The sequence below is a fragment of the Pontibacter sp. E15-1 genome (assembly GCF_022601975.1).
Classification (GTDB): Bacteria; Bacteroidota; Bacteroidia; order Cytophagales; family Hymenobacteraceae; genus Pontibacter.
The window spans coordinates 71,370-87,946 of the sequence record NZ_JAKVIR010000023.1 but is presented as its reverse complement, the minus strand read 5'-3'; the positions used below and the strand labels follow the sequence as shown (position 1 = coordinate 87,946).

Sequence of the window (16,577 nt, the reverse complement as noted above, 5' to 3'; positions counted from 1 at the left end):
CGATCAAATTACTTGCCCTGGCACATGGTTTCGGCTGCCGCATTGCCTGCATATATAAAATATATTTCTAATTTTGCGCTGGAAGGCTTCAGGTATGGCGACAAAGGTAAAACACATCAAAAAGAAAAAACTCGGGAATTACCCGCACACAATGGTGGTGTTCAGCATTTCGCTGGCCCTGTTTGTGATCGGGTTGTTTGGGCTGCTGCTGATCCATGCCGGCAAACTGTCGGACAAGGTAAAGGAGAGCATCGAGATGCAGGTATACCTGGACCGCAACCTGACGGAGGTGCAGCTGGTGCGCCTGCAAAAAACATTTGAGGCCAAGGGATATGTTGCCTACCAGGGTAGTAACGCGCAGGTGCGCTTTATCTCGAAAGAAGATGGTGCCAAGGCCTTTCTGGAGGAGACCGGTGAGGATTTCATGGAGTTCCTTGGCGATAATCCGCTGCGCGATGCCTATGTGCTCCGCATTGATCCCGAACACTCCAGCTCTCCGGAGCTAAAGAGCATTAAGCTGGACCTGGAGGAAGTGAATGGGGTATACGAGGTGCAGTATGTGGAGAGCCTCATTGAGTCTATCAACAGCAACATCCAGAAAATCAGCTTGGTGCTGCTGGCCTTCGCCCTCATTCTGCTGCTGGTCGTTACCATCCTGATCAACAACACCATTAAACTGGCGCTTTACTCCCAGCGGTTCCTGATCCGGAGCATGCAGCTTGTGGGCGGCACTTCGTTTTTTATACAGCGCCCTTTCCTCAATCGGGCCGCCTGGCAGGGCATCGTGAGCGGTTTTATCGCCTCTGCCCTGCTTTTCGCCCTAATGCAGTACGCTTACCACGAAGTGACGGAACTGCAACTGCTCCGCGACGACGAGCAAACCTACATCCTGATGGGGGCACTGGTGGTGATCGGGTTGATCATCGGGTTTATGAGCTCATACCGGGCCATACGCAAGTACCTGCGCCTCTCACTTGACGAATTATACTAACATGGAAGAAGAAAAAACACAGCTTGCCTTCGGCAAGAAGAACTACATTCTCATGCTGGCTGGCATTGTGGTGCTGGCCATCGGCTTTATCATCATGACGCTGGATGGGGAGCAGTACGGGCTCGGTTTCCTGGGCATCACGCTTGGGCCGTTGGTTGTGCTGGCTGGTTTCGGCATCGAGTTATTCGCTATTTTGGCCAAAGATAAACCGAAGGGATAGATGAGCTTACTACAGGCTATTATTTTAGCCATTGTGGAGGGCCTTACGGAATTCCTGCCCGTTTCCTCTACCGGTCACATGATCATTGCCTCCAGCCTGATGGGAATAAACGAGCTGCCCATCACCAAGATCTTTGAAGTGAACATCCAGTTCGGGGCCATCCTGTCGGTGGTGGTGCTGTACTGGCGGCGTTTTCTGCAGAGCTTTGCCTTTTACCAGAAACTTCTGCTAGCCTTTCTGCCTGCCGCCGTCATCGGCTTTGCCCTGCACGACATTATTGATGCCATGCTGGAAAGCGTCACCATCACGGCCATCATGCTGGTGGTGGGCGGTGTGGTGCTGCTTTACGTGGACAAGTGGTTTAAAAACGCAGACCAGGAAGTGGTCACTTACCGCAATGCGCTGGTGATCGGCTTCTTCCAGTGCATCGCCATGATCCCGGGCGTGTCCCGCTCGGCTGCCTCCATCATTGGGGGTATGACGCAGGGCGTGGACCGCAAGACTGCCGCGGAGTTCTCCTTCTTTCTGGCGGTGCCCACCATGCTGGCCGCCGGCATGTATAAATTCGTGACCGACCTGCTAAAGCTGGAGATATCAGACTTGCTGAAGTTCGACACCGTAAAAATAATGAATAGCCTGGAGGTGATACAGCCCAACGACGTGAAACTGCTGTTGGTAGGCAATGCGGTGGCCTTTGTGGTGGCTATGCTCGCGATTCAGTTTTTCATCAGCTTCCTCACCAAATACGGCTTCAAGATGTTCGGGTATTACCGCATCGCGCTGGGTATTACGCTGCTGGCGCTGCTGGCGATGGGGGTTGATTTAAAGGTATAACTATGGACTACGATTTTGCCGCTGGCGAAATACTGCTGCTGGACAAGCCCCTCGACTGGACCTCGTTTGACGTGGTGAAGAAAGTGCGCAACACCATCCGGGTTAAAAAAGTCGGCCATGCCGGCACCCTGGACCCGCTGGCCACCGGGCTGCTGATTCTGTGCACCGGCAAGTTCACCAAGCGCATCGACGAGATACAGGGTCAGGAGAAAGAGTATACCGGCACCATCCGCCTGGGCGAGATCACACCCTCCTACGACCGCGAAACCGAGGTGACAGAAACCCGCGATAGCAGCCACCTGACACGGGAAAGCATCGAGGCTGCCGCCAGCGCCTTTGTGGGCACAATAGAGCAGGTTCCCCCTATTTACTCGGCCGTGATGGTAGACGGCAAACGCGCCTACGACCTGGCCCGCAAGGGAAAGTCCGCGGAGCTGAAGGCCCGCACTATTACAATAAAGGCCTTTGACATCACCGCCATGGAAGGTGCCGAGGTATCCTTCCGGGTAATCTGCACCAAAGGAACGTATATCCGCAGTCTGGCCCACGACCTTGGCCAGCAGTTAGGCTGCGGCGCGCATCTCTCCTCTCTGGTCCGCACGCGCATCGGCGATTACAAACTTACAGACGCTTTGACGATTGAGGATATACAGGAAATCAGACGAAAGCAAATAGAAGCTGCCAATGGAAGTAATCCGTGACATCAGTGATTTCCCGCAGCTGAGCCATGCCGTTGTGACCAGCGGCACCTTCGACGGGGTGCACATCGGCCACCAGAAAATACTGAAGCGCGTGCGTGAGCGCGCGCGCCAGAGCAATGGCCAGAGCGTGGTGATTACCTATTGGCCGCACCCCCGCCTCGTGATCTTCCCGGACGACAATGACCTGAAGCTGCTTTCGACGATTGAGGAGCGCATTGAGCAGCTGCGCAGCTATGGCATCGACTATCTCCTGATTATCCCGTTCACCAAGGAGTTCTCCCGCACCAGTTCCCGGAGTTTTATCACGGATGTGCTGGTGCGCACCATCAACACTAAAGTGCTTGTGATCGGGTATGACCACCGCTTCGGCAAAAACCGCGAGGGCAGCTTCGAGAACCTGAAGGCGCGGTCGGCACAGTATGGCTTTGAGGTGGAGGAAATTCCGCGCCAGGATGTGGACGATGTGGCGGTAAGCTCCACCAAGATCCGGAAGGCGCTGGAGGAGGGAGACATCGAGACGGCGAACCGCTACCTGGGCCGCAACTACCCGCTTACGTCGGTGGTAGTGGAGGGCGACAGGCTGGGGCGCACCATTGGCTTTCCGACAGCCAACCTGGCGCTGCCCGCCAATCATAAGCAGGTGCCCGGGCAGGGCGTATACGCCGTTTGGGTGCGGCACGCACAGGAGAAGCACCCCGGTATGATGAACATCGGCATGCGGCCTACCGTGGAGGGCACAACGCTGACCCTGGAGGTGCACATTCTGGGCTTTGACCGCGACATTTACGGACAGACCCTGACGGTGGAGTTTGTGGCACTGCTCCGCCACGAGCAGAAATTCGACGGCCTGGAGGAGCTGAAGGCGCAGCTGGCGTTGGATAAAGAACAGACAAAACAGTTACTGCACCATTAGCTTAACATATGCGAAGAGCATTTCAGCGCATGTTTAAATCTCGCTTCCAAAGTATATAGTTTATACATGCACTCAACCACGGCGGTCCCCAAAGGGCTGCCGTTTTTTATTTCCGCAGTCTGCAAAAAGGCTGAAATGCGCCACCCTCCGAAACGAAGCACCGTATAGCAAAGACTTTTGTGCGGCCACATCGGCAACCCGGCGCCTGAAATAGTTCGTTTCATCGCAGCTCGGTGCCTAATACATGGTTACACAGCGCCCTGGTTTTCCACATGCTTACCACCTTGCGACACCATGGGTATGGATGCCACGCGCGCGCTGACACAGCCCACAACACGCAACCTTTTATACCTCAGAATGACCAACACTTTACTGCTATACGACATACAGGAACAGCAAACAGTAGAACAAACGGTGCTCCCGGCACTAACGGCGCATGGCCCAACACCTCTGCCCTATCACATCAATGACATAGCGGATATTCATCCAGAGAGCAACATCATCACCTATCTCAGTGATGAGCAATTAATTGAGTTGATTACTGGCATACTGGGCAAAGCGTGTACACTTACGCTGCTTCCGCACCCGCGTATGAAAGAGGCGCGTATGGGCTATGGCGTCGCGGACTCGCTGGACCAGGCGCTGGAAGACATTAATGATGCCAAAAACGCTGTTTGCGCGGACCTGCTGCTCTGCAACGGCCGCCCCGTCGTCAATAAGATTGTTTTTGGCAACAGCCTGAGCCTGATGGCAGGCAGCGTTTCTAAAAACAGCATCCTTTCTTTTCTGGAGAAAATGATCGCCGTTTTCAGGGGAGGCAAGATGCTGGTGCCGCGCACTTTCACGATTACCACCGAAGACAAGTCCCCTCTCACCACCGCTGCAATTGGCCTTATTTCGGTGTTGCACGGCAAAACCTCCTACCTGACGGGCAGACTGGTTAGCCGCTCCGACATGAACACTGGCAGGATGCATGTGCTGATACTATCCCCCAAAAGCATCATTCAGCTGCTTCGGTATTATTTCAACTCCCTTGCCAGCGGCTCCAGTCTGAAGCGACTCCCCTCCTTTATCGGCCATATCAAGGCAAAGAGCGTCCGCATTGAGAGTTCTGCGCCCATAGATTTCTCCCAGGACAATAGCCTGATGAGCGCGGACAGCATTGAGCTGGAGGTATACAACAATGCCTTTCAGGTTGTGCCGGGGCGCTTTTTGGTGGCAGACGAGCAGGCTGGCGAGCCCGCCGAAATCTACCGTGTGAACAAGCTGCCGAAAGGCGAGACGTATCTGCGGGAATTGAGCACCAAGCCCCTGTCGTGGGTATATCACGCCTCTACCGAGGAGTTCAAGGATCTCTTTATGGTGTTGCGCGAAAACGCGAAAGTGAAAAGCCCATACCTGACGCTGATGGTGCTCTCGACGCTGCTGGCCGCCCTGGGCCTGTTTTCCAATTCCTCCCCAGTGATTATCGGGGCCATGATCCTGGCTCCCCTGATGTCTCCGATCATCTCCCTGTCGATGGGGGTGTTGCGCCAGGAGCGGCAACTGATTGCCAGCAGCGTGAAAACAATTGGCCTGGGGTTACTGCTCAGCTACTGCGCGGCCATTCTGATCACGCTGTTCACACCGCTGCACAGCCTGAATGCCGAGATTACTGCCCGCATACGTCCGAATTTGCTGGACCTGGGGGTAGCTATCGTTTCGGGTATAGCGGGCGCTTACGCCCATGCCCGGGAAGAGGTGGCCAAAACCCTGGCCGGTGTTGCCATCGCCGTGGCGCTCGTGCCCCCACTAGCGGTGTCGGGTATAGGAATTGGCTGGGGCGACGGCGATGTGTTTATGGGGGCGCTGCTGCTGTTCTTCACCAACCTCACGGGCATTGTGCTGGCAGCCGCTTTTACCTTTATGCTACTGGGCTTTAGCCCTTTTCATCTGGCACGCAAAGGATTAATCGCCTCGCTGCTGGTGGTAGTGCTGATCAGCTTTCCGCTAGGGTATGGCTTTGCAGACATCGTGCGCGAGCGAAACATCACCCGCTCCCTAGAAAATTACCGCGTAGGCGAGATCGTGATCAAGGACGTGGCGGTGGTACGTGGCAACATGCCCCTGCTGATCAGCATCAAGCTGGTGGCGAAAGACCCTATCAATAGCGAGGACCTCGAAAAAGTGAAACAAGCCATACAGCGCCGCATCAAGCAGGATGTACAACTAGAGATCGTCGTCAGCATGCGTCGCTAAACTGCGTCCCGTATATTGCGCATACCCCCTGTGCATGCTCTTGAACCGCTTACGCAGGTGCGTGTCGATTTCAAAAAATACAAAGGCTCCGTTTCGATATGGCCCATTTTATACATAAATTACCTGAATCAACCACTTTACCTACACTATGATCAACAAAACAGTAGAAAATGCCAGCGCCGCCCTGCGGGGCATCCAGGATGGCATGACGCTGATGTTAGGGGGCTTTGGCCTTTGCGGCATCCCCGAAAACGCGATCCGGGAGCTGCTGCGGCTCGGTGTGAAAGACCTGACCTGCATATCCAACAACGCCGGGGTAGATGACTTTGGCATTGGCCTGCTCCTGCAAAAGCGTCAGGTTAAAAAAATGATTTCGAGTTATGTGGGAGAGAACGCCGAGTTTGAGCGACAGCTGCTTTCCGGCGAGTTGGATGTGGAGCTTGTGCCCCAGGGAACGCTTTCGGAGCGGATTCGCGCGGGAGGCGCCGGGATTCCCGCCTTTTATACCCCCGCCGGGTATGGCACCGAAGTAGCGGAAGGAAAGGAGACACGGGAATTTGACGGCAAGATGTACCTGCTGGAGTCGTGGCTGAAAGCCGATTTTTCCTTTGTGAAGGCCTGGAAAGGGGACACGGCGGGCAACCTGATCTACAAAGGCACAGCCCGCAATTTCAACCCCATGATGGCGACCGCTGGCAAAGTCACGGTGGCGGAGGTAGAGGAACTGGTGCCGGCCGGCGAGTTGGACCCCAACATGATCCATACCCCCGGCATCTTTGTGCAGCGCATTTTTCAGGGGGATCATTATGAGAAGCGCATCGAGCAGCGCACCGTCAGAACCGCTTAATCTAAAACAGACAAAGACAAAATGGGACTAGATAAACACGGCATCGCGAAGCGCATTGCCAAGGAGGTAAAAAACGGGATGTACGTTAACCTAGGCATCGGCATCCCCACGCTTGTGGCTAACTATATACCAGAGGGCATCGAAGTGGTGCTGCAGTCGGAGAACGGCTTGCTGGGTATGGGCCCCTTCCCTACCGAAGACCAGGTAGATGCCGACCTGATCAACGCGGGCAAGCAGACGATTACCACCCTGCCCGGCTCGGCTATCTTCAACTCCGCCGACAGCTTTGCCATGATCCGGGGCGAGCACGTGGACCTCACCATCCTGGGCGCCATGGAGGTATCGGAGGACGGCGACATTGCCAACTGGAAAATTCCGGGCAAAATGGTGAAAGGCATGGGCGGTGCCATGGACCTGGTGGCCTCCGCCAAAAACATCATTGTGGCCATGCAGCATACCGCCCGCGACGGCTCCTCAAAGCTGCTGAAGAAATGCTCGCTGCCCATCACCGGCGTGCGTTGCGTCAAGAAAATCGTGACGGACCTGGCGGTGCTGGAGGTGGTTGAAGGAGGCTTTAAGCTTTTGGAACGCGCCCCTGGGGTCTCGGTGGAGGAGATTAAAACTGCCACGGAGGGGAATCTTATTGTGAAGGGGGAGGTGCCGGAGATAGAGGTATAAAATAAAACGCGTTTAATCTACCGGAGCATACTTTCTGGCGGCAATTAATGCGGCCACAAGCGTTAAAACCGTGATAGCTATTTTATAAACGGTAGCAGTGTCTTTTAGCACCAGCACTATTCCTGTAAACGCTATTATGAGAACCAGCCAGAACAGTGGCTGATATTTTATGTCCGCCACTGTTGTTTCTTTATATGTATTGAACAGAAACCCAGAAAAGCCAATAACAAGTAATGAAACAAAAGTAGTATAAGCAGCTGCCATATAGCCGTATATAGGTATAAAAATGAAGTTAAGCACGACATTAAGTATACCCGCAACGAGTGATATTTTCCAAAGATGCTGTGTTTTTTCAAAGTAACACAACCTATTTATAACTGCCCAATACATCGGTCTATAGTTATAACCCATGATAATGATTATAGCAATGCCATAAGCCTGTTGCAGCTCCACATTATTGATCAATAACTGAAACAACTCTTTACACCACAGGCACACAAGAAAAGAGACTGAGATAAAACCGATCTGTAAAAAGAATATCAGATTCCTTAGCTTCTCCTCTGCGTTGCTGTTTCCCTCCGCCATCAAATTAGTAGTCAACGGACCAACTGCCATTCCAACTGCATTTCCCCCAAACTCAAAGTAGTTACCAAAGGTATAGGCTAAATTATATAAGCCGAGTTTATTGATATTAATTCCTAATATGTCCATCACCATTCTATCGCTAGAGTTTAGGAGGTAAGCAGAATAGTTATGCGGTATAGTAGGTAAGGCAACTTTTAATTGACTATATATATACTTTCTGTTAAATCTGAGAATTGGTCTGATCATGTGCTTGTAGTAGAGCGGAATAGCATAAAGCACAAACGAAATGAAAGTACTCAAAGCGCTAGAGAGCATCCAACCTAAATATCCTAATTCAAAATGCACAATGGTCACAATATTAAGTACCATAGTGATGATACCAACTAGTGCACTTACAAAAGAAATGTACAAGGGCTTTTGCGCGAATTGGTAATACCTGGAGCAGAAATTTATAGTCGTGCTAAACAAAGCTATTGGCACAACATTCAGTAATATAATAGCTAAGCGGTTATCATAAGCTTCTTCTGGTATCACAGCGTAAAGTAAGGCTGCCTGTAAAAAAGCAAATACTACAGACCAAACTGAAATAAAGCCGTGAAATTGCCTCCAGATAAATTTCCAACGCTTTGGATGTTTGTAAAAAGTGTTTACCATAGGCACTGCAATACCTAGATCTTGCAAACCACTCAACAAACCAGTATAAGCCGTTACAACCCCTATAATGCCATAATCTGCTGCAGTCAGGTACTTAGTAATCAACGGTAGTATAAAAATACCTGCAACTTTCGGGATCTGAGGTCCCAAAGCATATATAATAGAATGAGAAAAAAGTTTCTTAATCAATGCGTAGGAGTCAGAAAATGATGAGTATTGATAGTAAGAGTTTGTTTAGATTCTGTGATAAACTGTTTTTTTTCGCTTACTCTGTTGAGTAGGGAAGTGATGAAAGCAACATGTAGCATGGCCTCAGCTGACTCCATCGTTTTTTTATAGCTTTCGCCAATCTTCGCCTAAGGTTAAGCCATCCGAAGCTTCTCTCCACGGTCCATCTGTTCTTTTCCGGCACAAAGCCTTTGGCTGATTCCGGCCTTTGTTAATTCCACCTCTTATCCGTACCTGCCATCCGCATGGTCGGTGATGGTAGTGCGGTAGCCATTGTCGGCGGCTATTTTCTCCAGCCTCGGCACCTTATTATGCAGGCGATCCACCAGTCCACAGCCTGGGCTTATTTATACCAGCGTATCGTTGTGCTGAATCCCAAACCCTCGTTAGGCTCTACTTGCGTCAATAGGAGTACAACCTTAGTCAACAGGGATATAGTGTCATCTACAGCTATCGCCAGTTGACTCACAGGAGCGCCTCTGTTAAGCGCTCAGATTAGATAAAACGAGCTGATCCCACAACTCTATGTCATTATAAACAAAATCACTCAAGTTATTCGGGCTGTATTCTAACATTTTGCCGGTATCCATATAATTGGATATAGCACCCATAAATTCTTGCTCTGAAAATACCATCACAGAGCCCGCCCCTATATCAGTTAATACAGGATAAGAAGCATAGTTATAAAATCTTATTGAAGGTTTACCTAAAAACATAGCATCAATGAAAGTAGTACTGTAGGAAGTAGATAGTACTATATCAGCATTCACTATATCATCCAGAATATTTTTGTTTTCTGAAAAAGAATAGTTCTTGATACCGCTCTTCTCTAACAGATCGAGCAGAAAAGTATTTGATATGTGATTGCCCGGATGTTTCCTAATTATAAGGTGTGCCCTATCTGCGTACTTTTCGATTCCTTTTCTAAAGTATCCATATTCAAGTTTTGCAAAATGCTGTAGAGTGGTACACCACAAGATATTAATGGGCCCATCGTCTCTGCAAATTGGTGCTTTAACCTGTGGACTGAGAATATGCTTTATACTCCCAAGCGGAAGTACAAAGTCATCAGGTATGCTATTGTTGCTTAAAAATGTTTTCTTAAAATAATCACTCCAAACTAAAAACTTTTGTGGTAATGGTAGCCCATCGCCATTCTTTAAAGGGGTAATCTCTGCATCAGTAAGCGTATATACTGTATGACTAGGGTTAAAAAAGATACCGTGCTGTAAACCAAAGTACTTGATGTCAGATGTTGAGCGCTTTAAACTTAAAGCATGAGAAATATATCTTCCAGAAGGATAAAACTCCTCATCATAAGTTACTACAGTTTTAGTATTTTTTGCAGAATCTGCAAAATTGGCAAACCATTTATGTGAAAATAAAAAACCTGAATTAAGGAGTGATCTTCTTATCTCCTTACCTATGAAAGTATGTTGATTTTTAAAGTAAAAGAATGATTTCAGATAACTTAAAGAAATATTAAAACATATAAGCACGACGCTTTTACAGGATGGGGAGGACTTTATAAACTCAGATGGTACTTTTTCGAAATTGTATGTGTAAGCACTTCTATAGCTATTAAACAATGGCACTATCCAGGCCTTTGTTTTAGAGTTAAAATAACCAAAATAAGCCTCCCAATAATTTTCCCATTTATCGGTTGGCCATACAGACGCATAAATATTTGCAATTATGAAATTAGATATTTCTAATTTTTCAGAGTTGAGCCCTATCTTAGCTAACAGTATTTTAAGACGAAAAAACCCAATAATATTAAAAAGGATATTTTTAAAAAAGAGGGCCAGTATAAGAATTTCGTTGTTTACTCCCCTGCTGATTATTCTAGGTTCTTTTAAATCGTGACCATTAAAAATATCAATCAGAAATATTTTCGCGTGTAAGCTCCCCTTTGGTAGAATAACTATATGTTTTTCATGAGGATCCAGGTTTATGAGTCCAGAAGCTAGAGATTCCTTTAGCAGAAAGATTGCTGATAACCAATGTAACTCATAGTGTTTTACGGAAACATCCGTACCCCAATACAATGGAAAGTTGCTAACTTGTAAATCTCTAACTGTTACATCACCTGAAACTCTAGTCTTCGATAACTGACTACAGTATGTGATATATTTTTTGATAGCATTTTCTTCAACTCTTAATGCACCTTCCAACTGACGCAGGCTACATAGCTTATGCTGTGTCATAGATGGGTTTAATACACCTGTGACATCAATAATATCACTATTATCTTCTACTTTGCTGACAAAGGCTAAGGCATCTTCCTCAGAATAGCTCAAGTTTAAAATCATTGCAGTTTTTTGTAGATAAACTGATAAAAGTAGTCATATTAGATCAGTTTCTAAGCTCTGAGCAGTTTCGTTAGTGAGCGCCCTTACTTTCTGGCTTCTACATATACTGAAATCTGAGGATGCGTATTATCGAAAAATTTAGTATTTCTCAGTATGGGGCAATAGCTTTGCCCATAGCCACTCACATATACCTGTGAAAATCCGGCCTTTTCAAGATAAGAACTGATTTTCGTGCGATTCCACCATGATACATGATTGCCGGGTCGGTCGCTTTGAAATTCGCATAAAGAGGTAAAATAATTTAAAGCTTCCTCTTTAGTTTTTGTGTTAAGAATATCTCGTATCTGCTTGGCATCGATTTTATGAGCCGAAGGACTTTTGTCGTTTGGGGCTAACTGCGAAGCAACATGATGCAGCCAGCGTTCCTCAAGAGGAACGGATGTAGCAGGCTTGTAGTAATTTTGCTCGTAGGAACCAGGTTTTTCATACCATTTATTCCAAAAAAACCAATCCTCATCGTTTCTCATTAGAGCATCAAAATCACTATCTGCATCAGGACCGGTGGTAACTCTAAAATATCCTCCTTTTTTTAATGCTCTATAAGCTTCATTAAATAAAACTTGAACAGCATCATCCTTAATATGCTCTATAGTATGACTCGTGTAAAAAACTTCCGCTGAGTTACTTGCAATAGGAAGAGGTTTTTTCTCCATGAGATCAATGTGAATCACATTTTTTTGAACATCTTTATACCAATCGCTTACATAATCTAAGTTAGACCAATAAGGGTGATAGAAATCACCACTTCCTACATTATAGAAACGTTTATGCTCAAGGCTATCTGGTAAATAATTTTTCCTATAGATGGCTAAGTCTTCTTCTTCCTGGTGCTTGTTATCAGTTTTAACAAAGCTGTACCCAAGCTTTCCCAACGAAGCTTTAAGGCCTTCTTTTAATTGGTGTTTCATTATACTCCTTATTGCTAACTAACCTTTTGCTTTAACTTCCATTCTCCCTCTACCTTTTCCCATAGGTGCAGTGAGCGCCAACTGTCGACCACCTCCCAGAAGTAATCTTCCGTAATGTCGCAGTACTCCAAAAAAGTCTGGAAGTATTTTTTTGGGAACTCTCCATCAAACCTGTTCACTAATGCCACGCCCTCTTCCCGAGTCAAATGGCCGTCTCTGATCTCATGCGCGGTATCGCTCGTGCACCTGCCTAAGCCGAACTTAATGAACGCTAGGTAATAATGATACCCATCTATTTTATCATCTAAGGACGCATATTTAGAGTAAGTGCCTTCACTTCTGACAGGATTGGCTTGAAACCCAGTGTTCTCTACACAATAGTAATAGTTTTCCTGGGGCACCCATTTTTTATAGTAACCATAAAAATGCAGTTCAGTGCCTAGTCTGTCAAGTTCCTCGTTAGGCGGTGCCATATAGGGCACTAGGTCATTCTCCTTGATGCCATATCGCACTAAATCTTCAGGTGCAAGTCCTGAGAAATAATGCTTGACGTGGTCTGTTTTATAGTTGCGGGTAGGGCTGAATGCGTTTTTCATATCCCCGCCATATTCTACCTCGCCATTCTCACCATACATGATAAGTGGGATCTGATATCGAACAGCGGTCTGCAAGGGGAAGTTTGTCTGGCCGTAAATGAATGGTTGAAAAGGATCTCCCAGGATCTCGAAGGCCAGTTTGGTTAACTTACGGTGTGTCTCTCCGGGAGGGGTGCCAAGTATGTTAGCCAAATCACCTACCCTTGTCATATTGTGTAAGTTTTGCCAGCCGATCTCAGTGTATAGATGCGGTGCCCAAGTAACCGTCAGGGGATTCATACCATATTTGTGCTTCAGCTCATGGGCTATATAGGCTGCGTCTTTACCGCCACTGCAGGGCACCAACACATCATAAGAACCGTCGTTCCTTCTGTGCTTGTCTAACAGCGCGATCAGTTCCTCCTCTCTTTTCCCCCAGTCGATTTTACTTTTTTTGAACTCCGCGAAACGACAGGCAGAACACACCCCTTCCTCGTCAAAAATGATGCGGGGCCGCTGGTTAGAAACAGTACATTTCTTACAATACAGTATCTCATCAGGTAAATTGTATCGCTGTTGAGTGTTTTTATGCTCCATTAATATTGAATATTAAAAATTGTTTATGAAGTTATCATATAGTTTTAGGCCGCTCTGTCCGCTCTTCTCCGGATGGAATTGAAAACCTACGATATTGTTTTTACTGACAGATGAGCAGTATTCAAACCCTTGGTATACGGTGGTGGTTAATACATCCTCGCTGTCATCTGGGGTTGTATAGTATGAATGCACAAAGTACATAAATTCTCCGGAGGGTATACCTTTTAGGCTTTTCTCGTTATCAGCGTGTTCTATTCCCAGCCACCCGATGTTGGGCACTCTAAGCTTTTTGCTGTCAATCTCATTGGGAAACCGTTTTATACCTCCTTTGATTAGGCCTAGCCCTTGATGTACGCCATACTCTTCACTCGCTTCAAACAGAAGCTGCATACCCAGGCAAACACCTAGCAGCGGTGTGCCGGAAGAAACTTTTTCAAGCAAAGGCGAAATCAATCCCAGTTGCTTTAGGTTTGTCATGGCATCACCGAAAGCGCCGACTCCCGGTAACACGATATGGGTAGCCTGCAACAAATCTCTTATGTCAGAACTTATGACAGGAGTAACGCCTGTTTTTTTAAATGCCTGGCTTATACTAAAGAGGTTGCCTAACCCGTAGTCTACTAATACAACGTTCTTCTCCATTATCAAACTCTACAGCTTATACCCTCTCTGTTGAGGTAATTCTTTAAATCTGGTATGCCAATAGTCTCGATGTTGCCCTTGGTTCTACCACTCAACAGGAAGTCGATATTTCCCTCAGTTTCATATGCCCTGTTGTGAAGCGCCTGCTTGATGAAATCATAGTGCAATATAGAGGATACGGCAAAGGCGTCCACACTGCATTTCACGTTAGCCTCAGCCATGTGCTTTGCACTTCCGATGCCTCCATGGGCAATAACAGGTATAGAAACGGAATCTGATATACGTTTTACGAGCTCAAGGTCAAGCCCTTTCCCAGTCCCTTCGTTGTCTACAGAAGTAACGCTCAACTCACCGGCGCCAAGTGATTCTACTTGGGCGGCCCACTCTATTGCATCAATGCCCGTATACTCCCTTCCGTTATCTGTAAAAATAAAGTATTTCCCATCTGGCTGCCGGATAGCCTCGATGGCCACAACGATTGTGGAAGAGCCGAATCTTCTGGAGGCTTGTTGGATGAACGTCGGGTTTTTAACTGCGGCAGTGTTTATAGAAACCTTGTCTGCCCCGGCCCGAAGGATTTCTTTGATATCCTCTTGCGTTCTAATGCCCCCACCCACTGTGAGTGGAATAAAAATATTTTTTGCAGTAGCTGAGATAATGTCTTTTAAGCTGTTTCGTTCATACAAACTTGCTACAACGTCTTGGTAGATAAGCTCGTCAGCCCCATTTTCATAATAGTACTGCGCAAAATCCTCTGGCTTACCCAGTACCCTGAGTCCCTCCAAATGTATTCCCTTCACCAGGTTTGGGCCTTTTATGTCTAACCTAGGTATAATTCTAACTGTTTTCATGTATAAGTCCGTTGCGCAAAATGGCCTCCGCCAAAATCCAATCCAGGTTTGAGTCGATGTCAATAGAGTGAATATCATCCATTACATACTTCACCACCCGCTTGAGAGAGTGCAAAGGCTGCTCCTTTACCTTGGCTGCGTTAAAGAGATAGATTGAGCCGTTGTAAGCGTAAACTTTCGGGATATCCTGGCGGCGCTCAAAATTAGCCTTTTTTGACTTAGCAAGAAAACCATTTTCATCTTCCTCAAACAAGGTATAGTATGGGTTGTATGGTGGCTCCAGCACAGACACCACCATGTCGAAACCGTCTTTGTACAACGAAAGCACCTCCTCATGGTGTATAGTCTTCCTGAACGGGGCTGTTGGCTGAAGCAGCATCACAGCGTCAACTCTCTTGTTCTCGGCAGCTTCAAAATGGTTAATCGCGTGCACAATAACGTCATTCATGCCTGCGCTGTCACTCGCCAGTGAAGCAGGGCGCACAAAAGGTGCCTCCAGGCCAAACTCCGCAGCAACTCGAATAATCTCATCAGAATCGGTGGAGAGGTAAATATTTCTTTCGTTAAGGGCTACTTTTCTTGCAAATTCGATTGTGTATCCAATCAGGGGTTTACCATTTAGCGGCTTTATATTTTTGCCGGGTATACCCTTCGAGCCGCCCCGAGCCGGGATGAGGTATAAGATCTCCATCAGAATTTTATATGTTTCACATCTTCCTGAGCTTTTTCAAAATCTTCGTGTTTTCCTATATCAAGCCAATAGGACCGCAAAGGGTAGGAAAGCACTTTCATTTTCGACGCAATCAAATTTTCGACTAAATCTGTTGCGTTATAGAAACTGTCAAATGGGACCAACTTTGTCAGTTCTCTTTTAATAAGATAAATCCCCCCGTTTGAGTAATAGGTATAACTTGGCTTTTCTTTCAGATTCGAAACAAAGTTATTGGAAGTCTCTAACACAGCATAAGGTACATCCACTTTGTATGGCACAGTGGCAATGGCCATAGCGGCATCACTTTTCAGGAAATCGAAAAAAAAGTCCTCCAGGTCTATGTTAGTCAGGAGATCCGAGTTCATCAGCAGAATGTAATCGTTCTCAAAACCATCTACCAAAGACATGGACCCTAAAGTTCCCAGCGGCTTCCCTTCCCGTACATACTCAAGCTTTATTTCTCCCTTGTAGTCGTGTTGAAAATACTCGATGATTTGCTCGCCCAGGTAATTGATGGAGATATAGGCATTTTGAATACCGAAATTGCACAGCAAATCCAGGTTACGCTCCATTATAGGTTTATTGCCCACTTTTAGCAGGGGCTTTGGCACATTTAGCGTTAAAGGCCTGAGACGCAGCCCTTTGCCGCCAGCCATGATAAATGCATCAATCGGCAAAAACGATTTCTTCGAGTCGAAATTTATAATCTTAAGCAGCTTCCCCCCCTCATCCAGGTATGGCACCAGATGAAGCTGCAATTCCTTGATTTGCTGTATGGCATCCAATGAGAATTTGTTTTTCCGGAGATAAAAGAAATCTCTGTGCATTGCCTTACTCACCGGTTCACTCACGGGTATGTCCTGAATGAGTGCTCTGCGAATATCACCGTCCGTTAAAGTGCCCACTAACTTTCTGTCTTCGTCAACAGCAAAAAGAGTCAGGTAGACACCAAGCTCATTTAGCTTGATAAGCGCTGATTTAATGGAGTCGGTCTCCTTGATCAGATGGTTTTCAGTTTGTATCATATGTAG

Annotated in this window: 16 protein-coding genes; 8 read left to right on the top strand and 8 right to left on the bottom strand. The window is 47.2% G+C overall.

Annotation, left to right across the window (positions count from 1 at the left end):
* Positions 1-94 precede the first annotated feature (94 nt).
* The 8 genes from MKJ04_RS16425 to MKJ04_RS16390 all read left to right on the top strand — a co-directional run bounded on the left by MKJ04_RS16425 (position 95) and on the right by MKJ04_RS16390 (position 7,422).
* Positions 95-991, top strand: coding sequence for a cell division protein FtsX (locus MKJ04_RS16425; protein WP_241642749.1), 897 nt, complete (start codon positions 95-97; stop codon positions 989-991).
* A gap of 1 nt (position 992) precedes the next feature.
* The gene (locus MKJ04_RS16420) at positions 993-1,211 is read left to right on the top strand and encodes a DUF3098 domain-containing protein (RefSeq protein WP_241642748.1); all 219 of its coding nucleotides are present in this window, start codon (positions 993-995) and stop codon (positions 1,209-1,211) included.
* Positions 1,212-2,045: an undecaprenyl-diphosphate phosphatase gene (locus MKJ04_RS16415; RefSeq protein WP_241642747.1), complete on the top strand. Its 834-nt coding sequence runs from the start codon at positions 1,212-1,214 to the stop codon at positions 2,043-2,045.
* A 2-nt stretch (positions 2,046-2,047) separates the two neighbouring features.
* Positions 2,048-2,746, top strand: a complete 699-nt coding sequence (truB, locus tag MKJ04_RS16410) for a tRNA pseudouridine(55) synthase TruB (RefSeq protein ID WP_241642746.1) — start codon at positions 2,048-2,050, stop codon at positions 2,744-2,746.
* Entirely contained in the window at positions 2,730-3,659 is a 930-nt protein-coding gene (locus MKJ04_RS16405) for a bifunctional riboflavin kinase/FAD synthetase (protein WP_241642745.1), read from the top strand. The genes truB and MKJ04_RS16405 overlap by 17 nt, the downstream gene beginning before the upstream one ends.
* Before the next feature lie 357 nt (positions 3,660-4,016).
* Entirely contained in the window at positions 4,017-5,897 is a 1,881-nt protein-coding gene (locus tag MKJ04_RS16400) for a DUF389 domain-containing protein (RefSeq protein WP_241642744.1), read from the top strand.
* A gap of 148 nt (positions 5,898-6,045) precedes the next feature.
* The gene (locus tag MKJ04_RS16395; protein ID WP_241642743.1) at positions 6,046-6,744 is read left to right on the top strand and encodes a CoA transferase subunit A; all 699 of its coding nucleotides are present in this window, start codon (positions 6,046-6,048) and stop codon (positions 6,742-6,744) included.
* A gap of 21 nt (positions 6,745-6,765) precedes the next feature.
* Positions 6,766-7,422, top strand: a complete 657-nt coding sequence (locus MKJ04_RS16390; protein ID WP_241642742.1) for a CoA transferase subunit B — start codon at positions 6,766-6,768, stop codon at positions 7,420-7,422.
* A gap of 12 nt (positions 7,423-7,434) precedes the next feature.
* On the opposite strand, the gene MKJ04_RS16385 is transcribed toward MKJ04_RS16390, so the two are convergent.
* The 8 genes from MKJ04_RS16385 to MKJ04_RS16350 form a co-directional block, all read right to left on the bottom strand.
* Positions 7,435-8,850, bottom strand: a complete 1,416-nt coding sequence (locus MKJ04_RS16385; protein ID WP_241642741.1) for an oligosaccharide flippase family protein — start codon at positions 8,848-8,850, stop codon at positions 7,435-7,437.
* A gap of 521 nt (positions 8,851-9,371) precedes the next feature.
* Positions 9,372-11,201 (bottom strand): hypothetical protein, encoded by a 1,830-nt coding sequence (locus tag MKJ04_RS16380; RefSeq protein WP_241642740.1) that lies wholly within the window; start codon positions 11,199-11,201, stop codon positions 9,372-9,374.
* A gap of 83 nt (positions 11,202-11,284) precedes the next feature.
* Positions 11,285-12,169 (bottom strand): methyltransferase domain-containing protein, encoded by an 885-nt coding sequence (locus tag MKJ04_RS16375; RefSeq protein ID WP_241642739.1) that lies wholly within the window; start codon positions 12,167-12,169, stop codon positions 11,285-11,287.
* 14 nt (positions 12,170-12,183) lie between these two features.
* Complete coding sequence (locus MKJ04_RS16370; protein WP_241642738.1) at positions 12,184-13,341, bottom strand: N-acetyl sugar amidotransferase; 1,158 nt, start codon at positions 13,339-13,341, stop codon at positions 12,184-12,186.
* A gap of 12 nt (positions 13,342-13,353) precedes the next feature.
* The gene (gene hisH / locus MKJ04_RS16365; protein WP_241642737.1) at positions 13,354-13,983 is read right to left on the bottom strand and encodes an imidazole glycerol phosphate synthase subunit HisH; all 630 of its coding nucleotides are present in this window, start codon (positions 13,981-13,983) and stop codon (positions 13,354-13,356) included.
* Positions 13,984-13,985: 2 nt separating this feature from the next.
* The gene (hisF, locus tag MKJ04_RS16360; RefSeq protein WP_241642735.1) at positions 13,986-14,834 is read right to left on the bottom strand and encodes an imidazole glycerol phosphate synthase subunit HisF; all 849 of its coding nucleotides are present in this window, start codon (positions 14,832-14,834) and stop codon (positions 13,986-13,988) included.
* Entirely contained in the window at positions 14,821-15,525 is a 705-nt protein-coding gene (locus tag MKJ04_RS16355; RefSeq protein WP_241642733.1) for a cytidylyltransferase domain-containing protein, read from the bottom strand. The genes hisF and MKJ04_RS16355 overlap by 14 nt, the downstream gene beginning before the upstream one ends.
* Entirely contained in the window at positions 15,525-16,571 is a 1,047-nt protein-coding gene (locus MKJ04_RS16350; protein ID WP_241642731.1) for a nucleotidyltransferase family protein, read from the bottom strand. The genes MKJ04_RS16355 and MKJ04_RS16350 overlap by 1 nt, the downstream gene beginning before the upstream one ends.
* Positions 16,572-16,577: the final 6 nt, after the last annotated feature.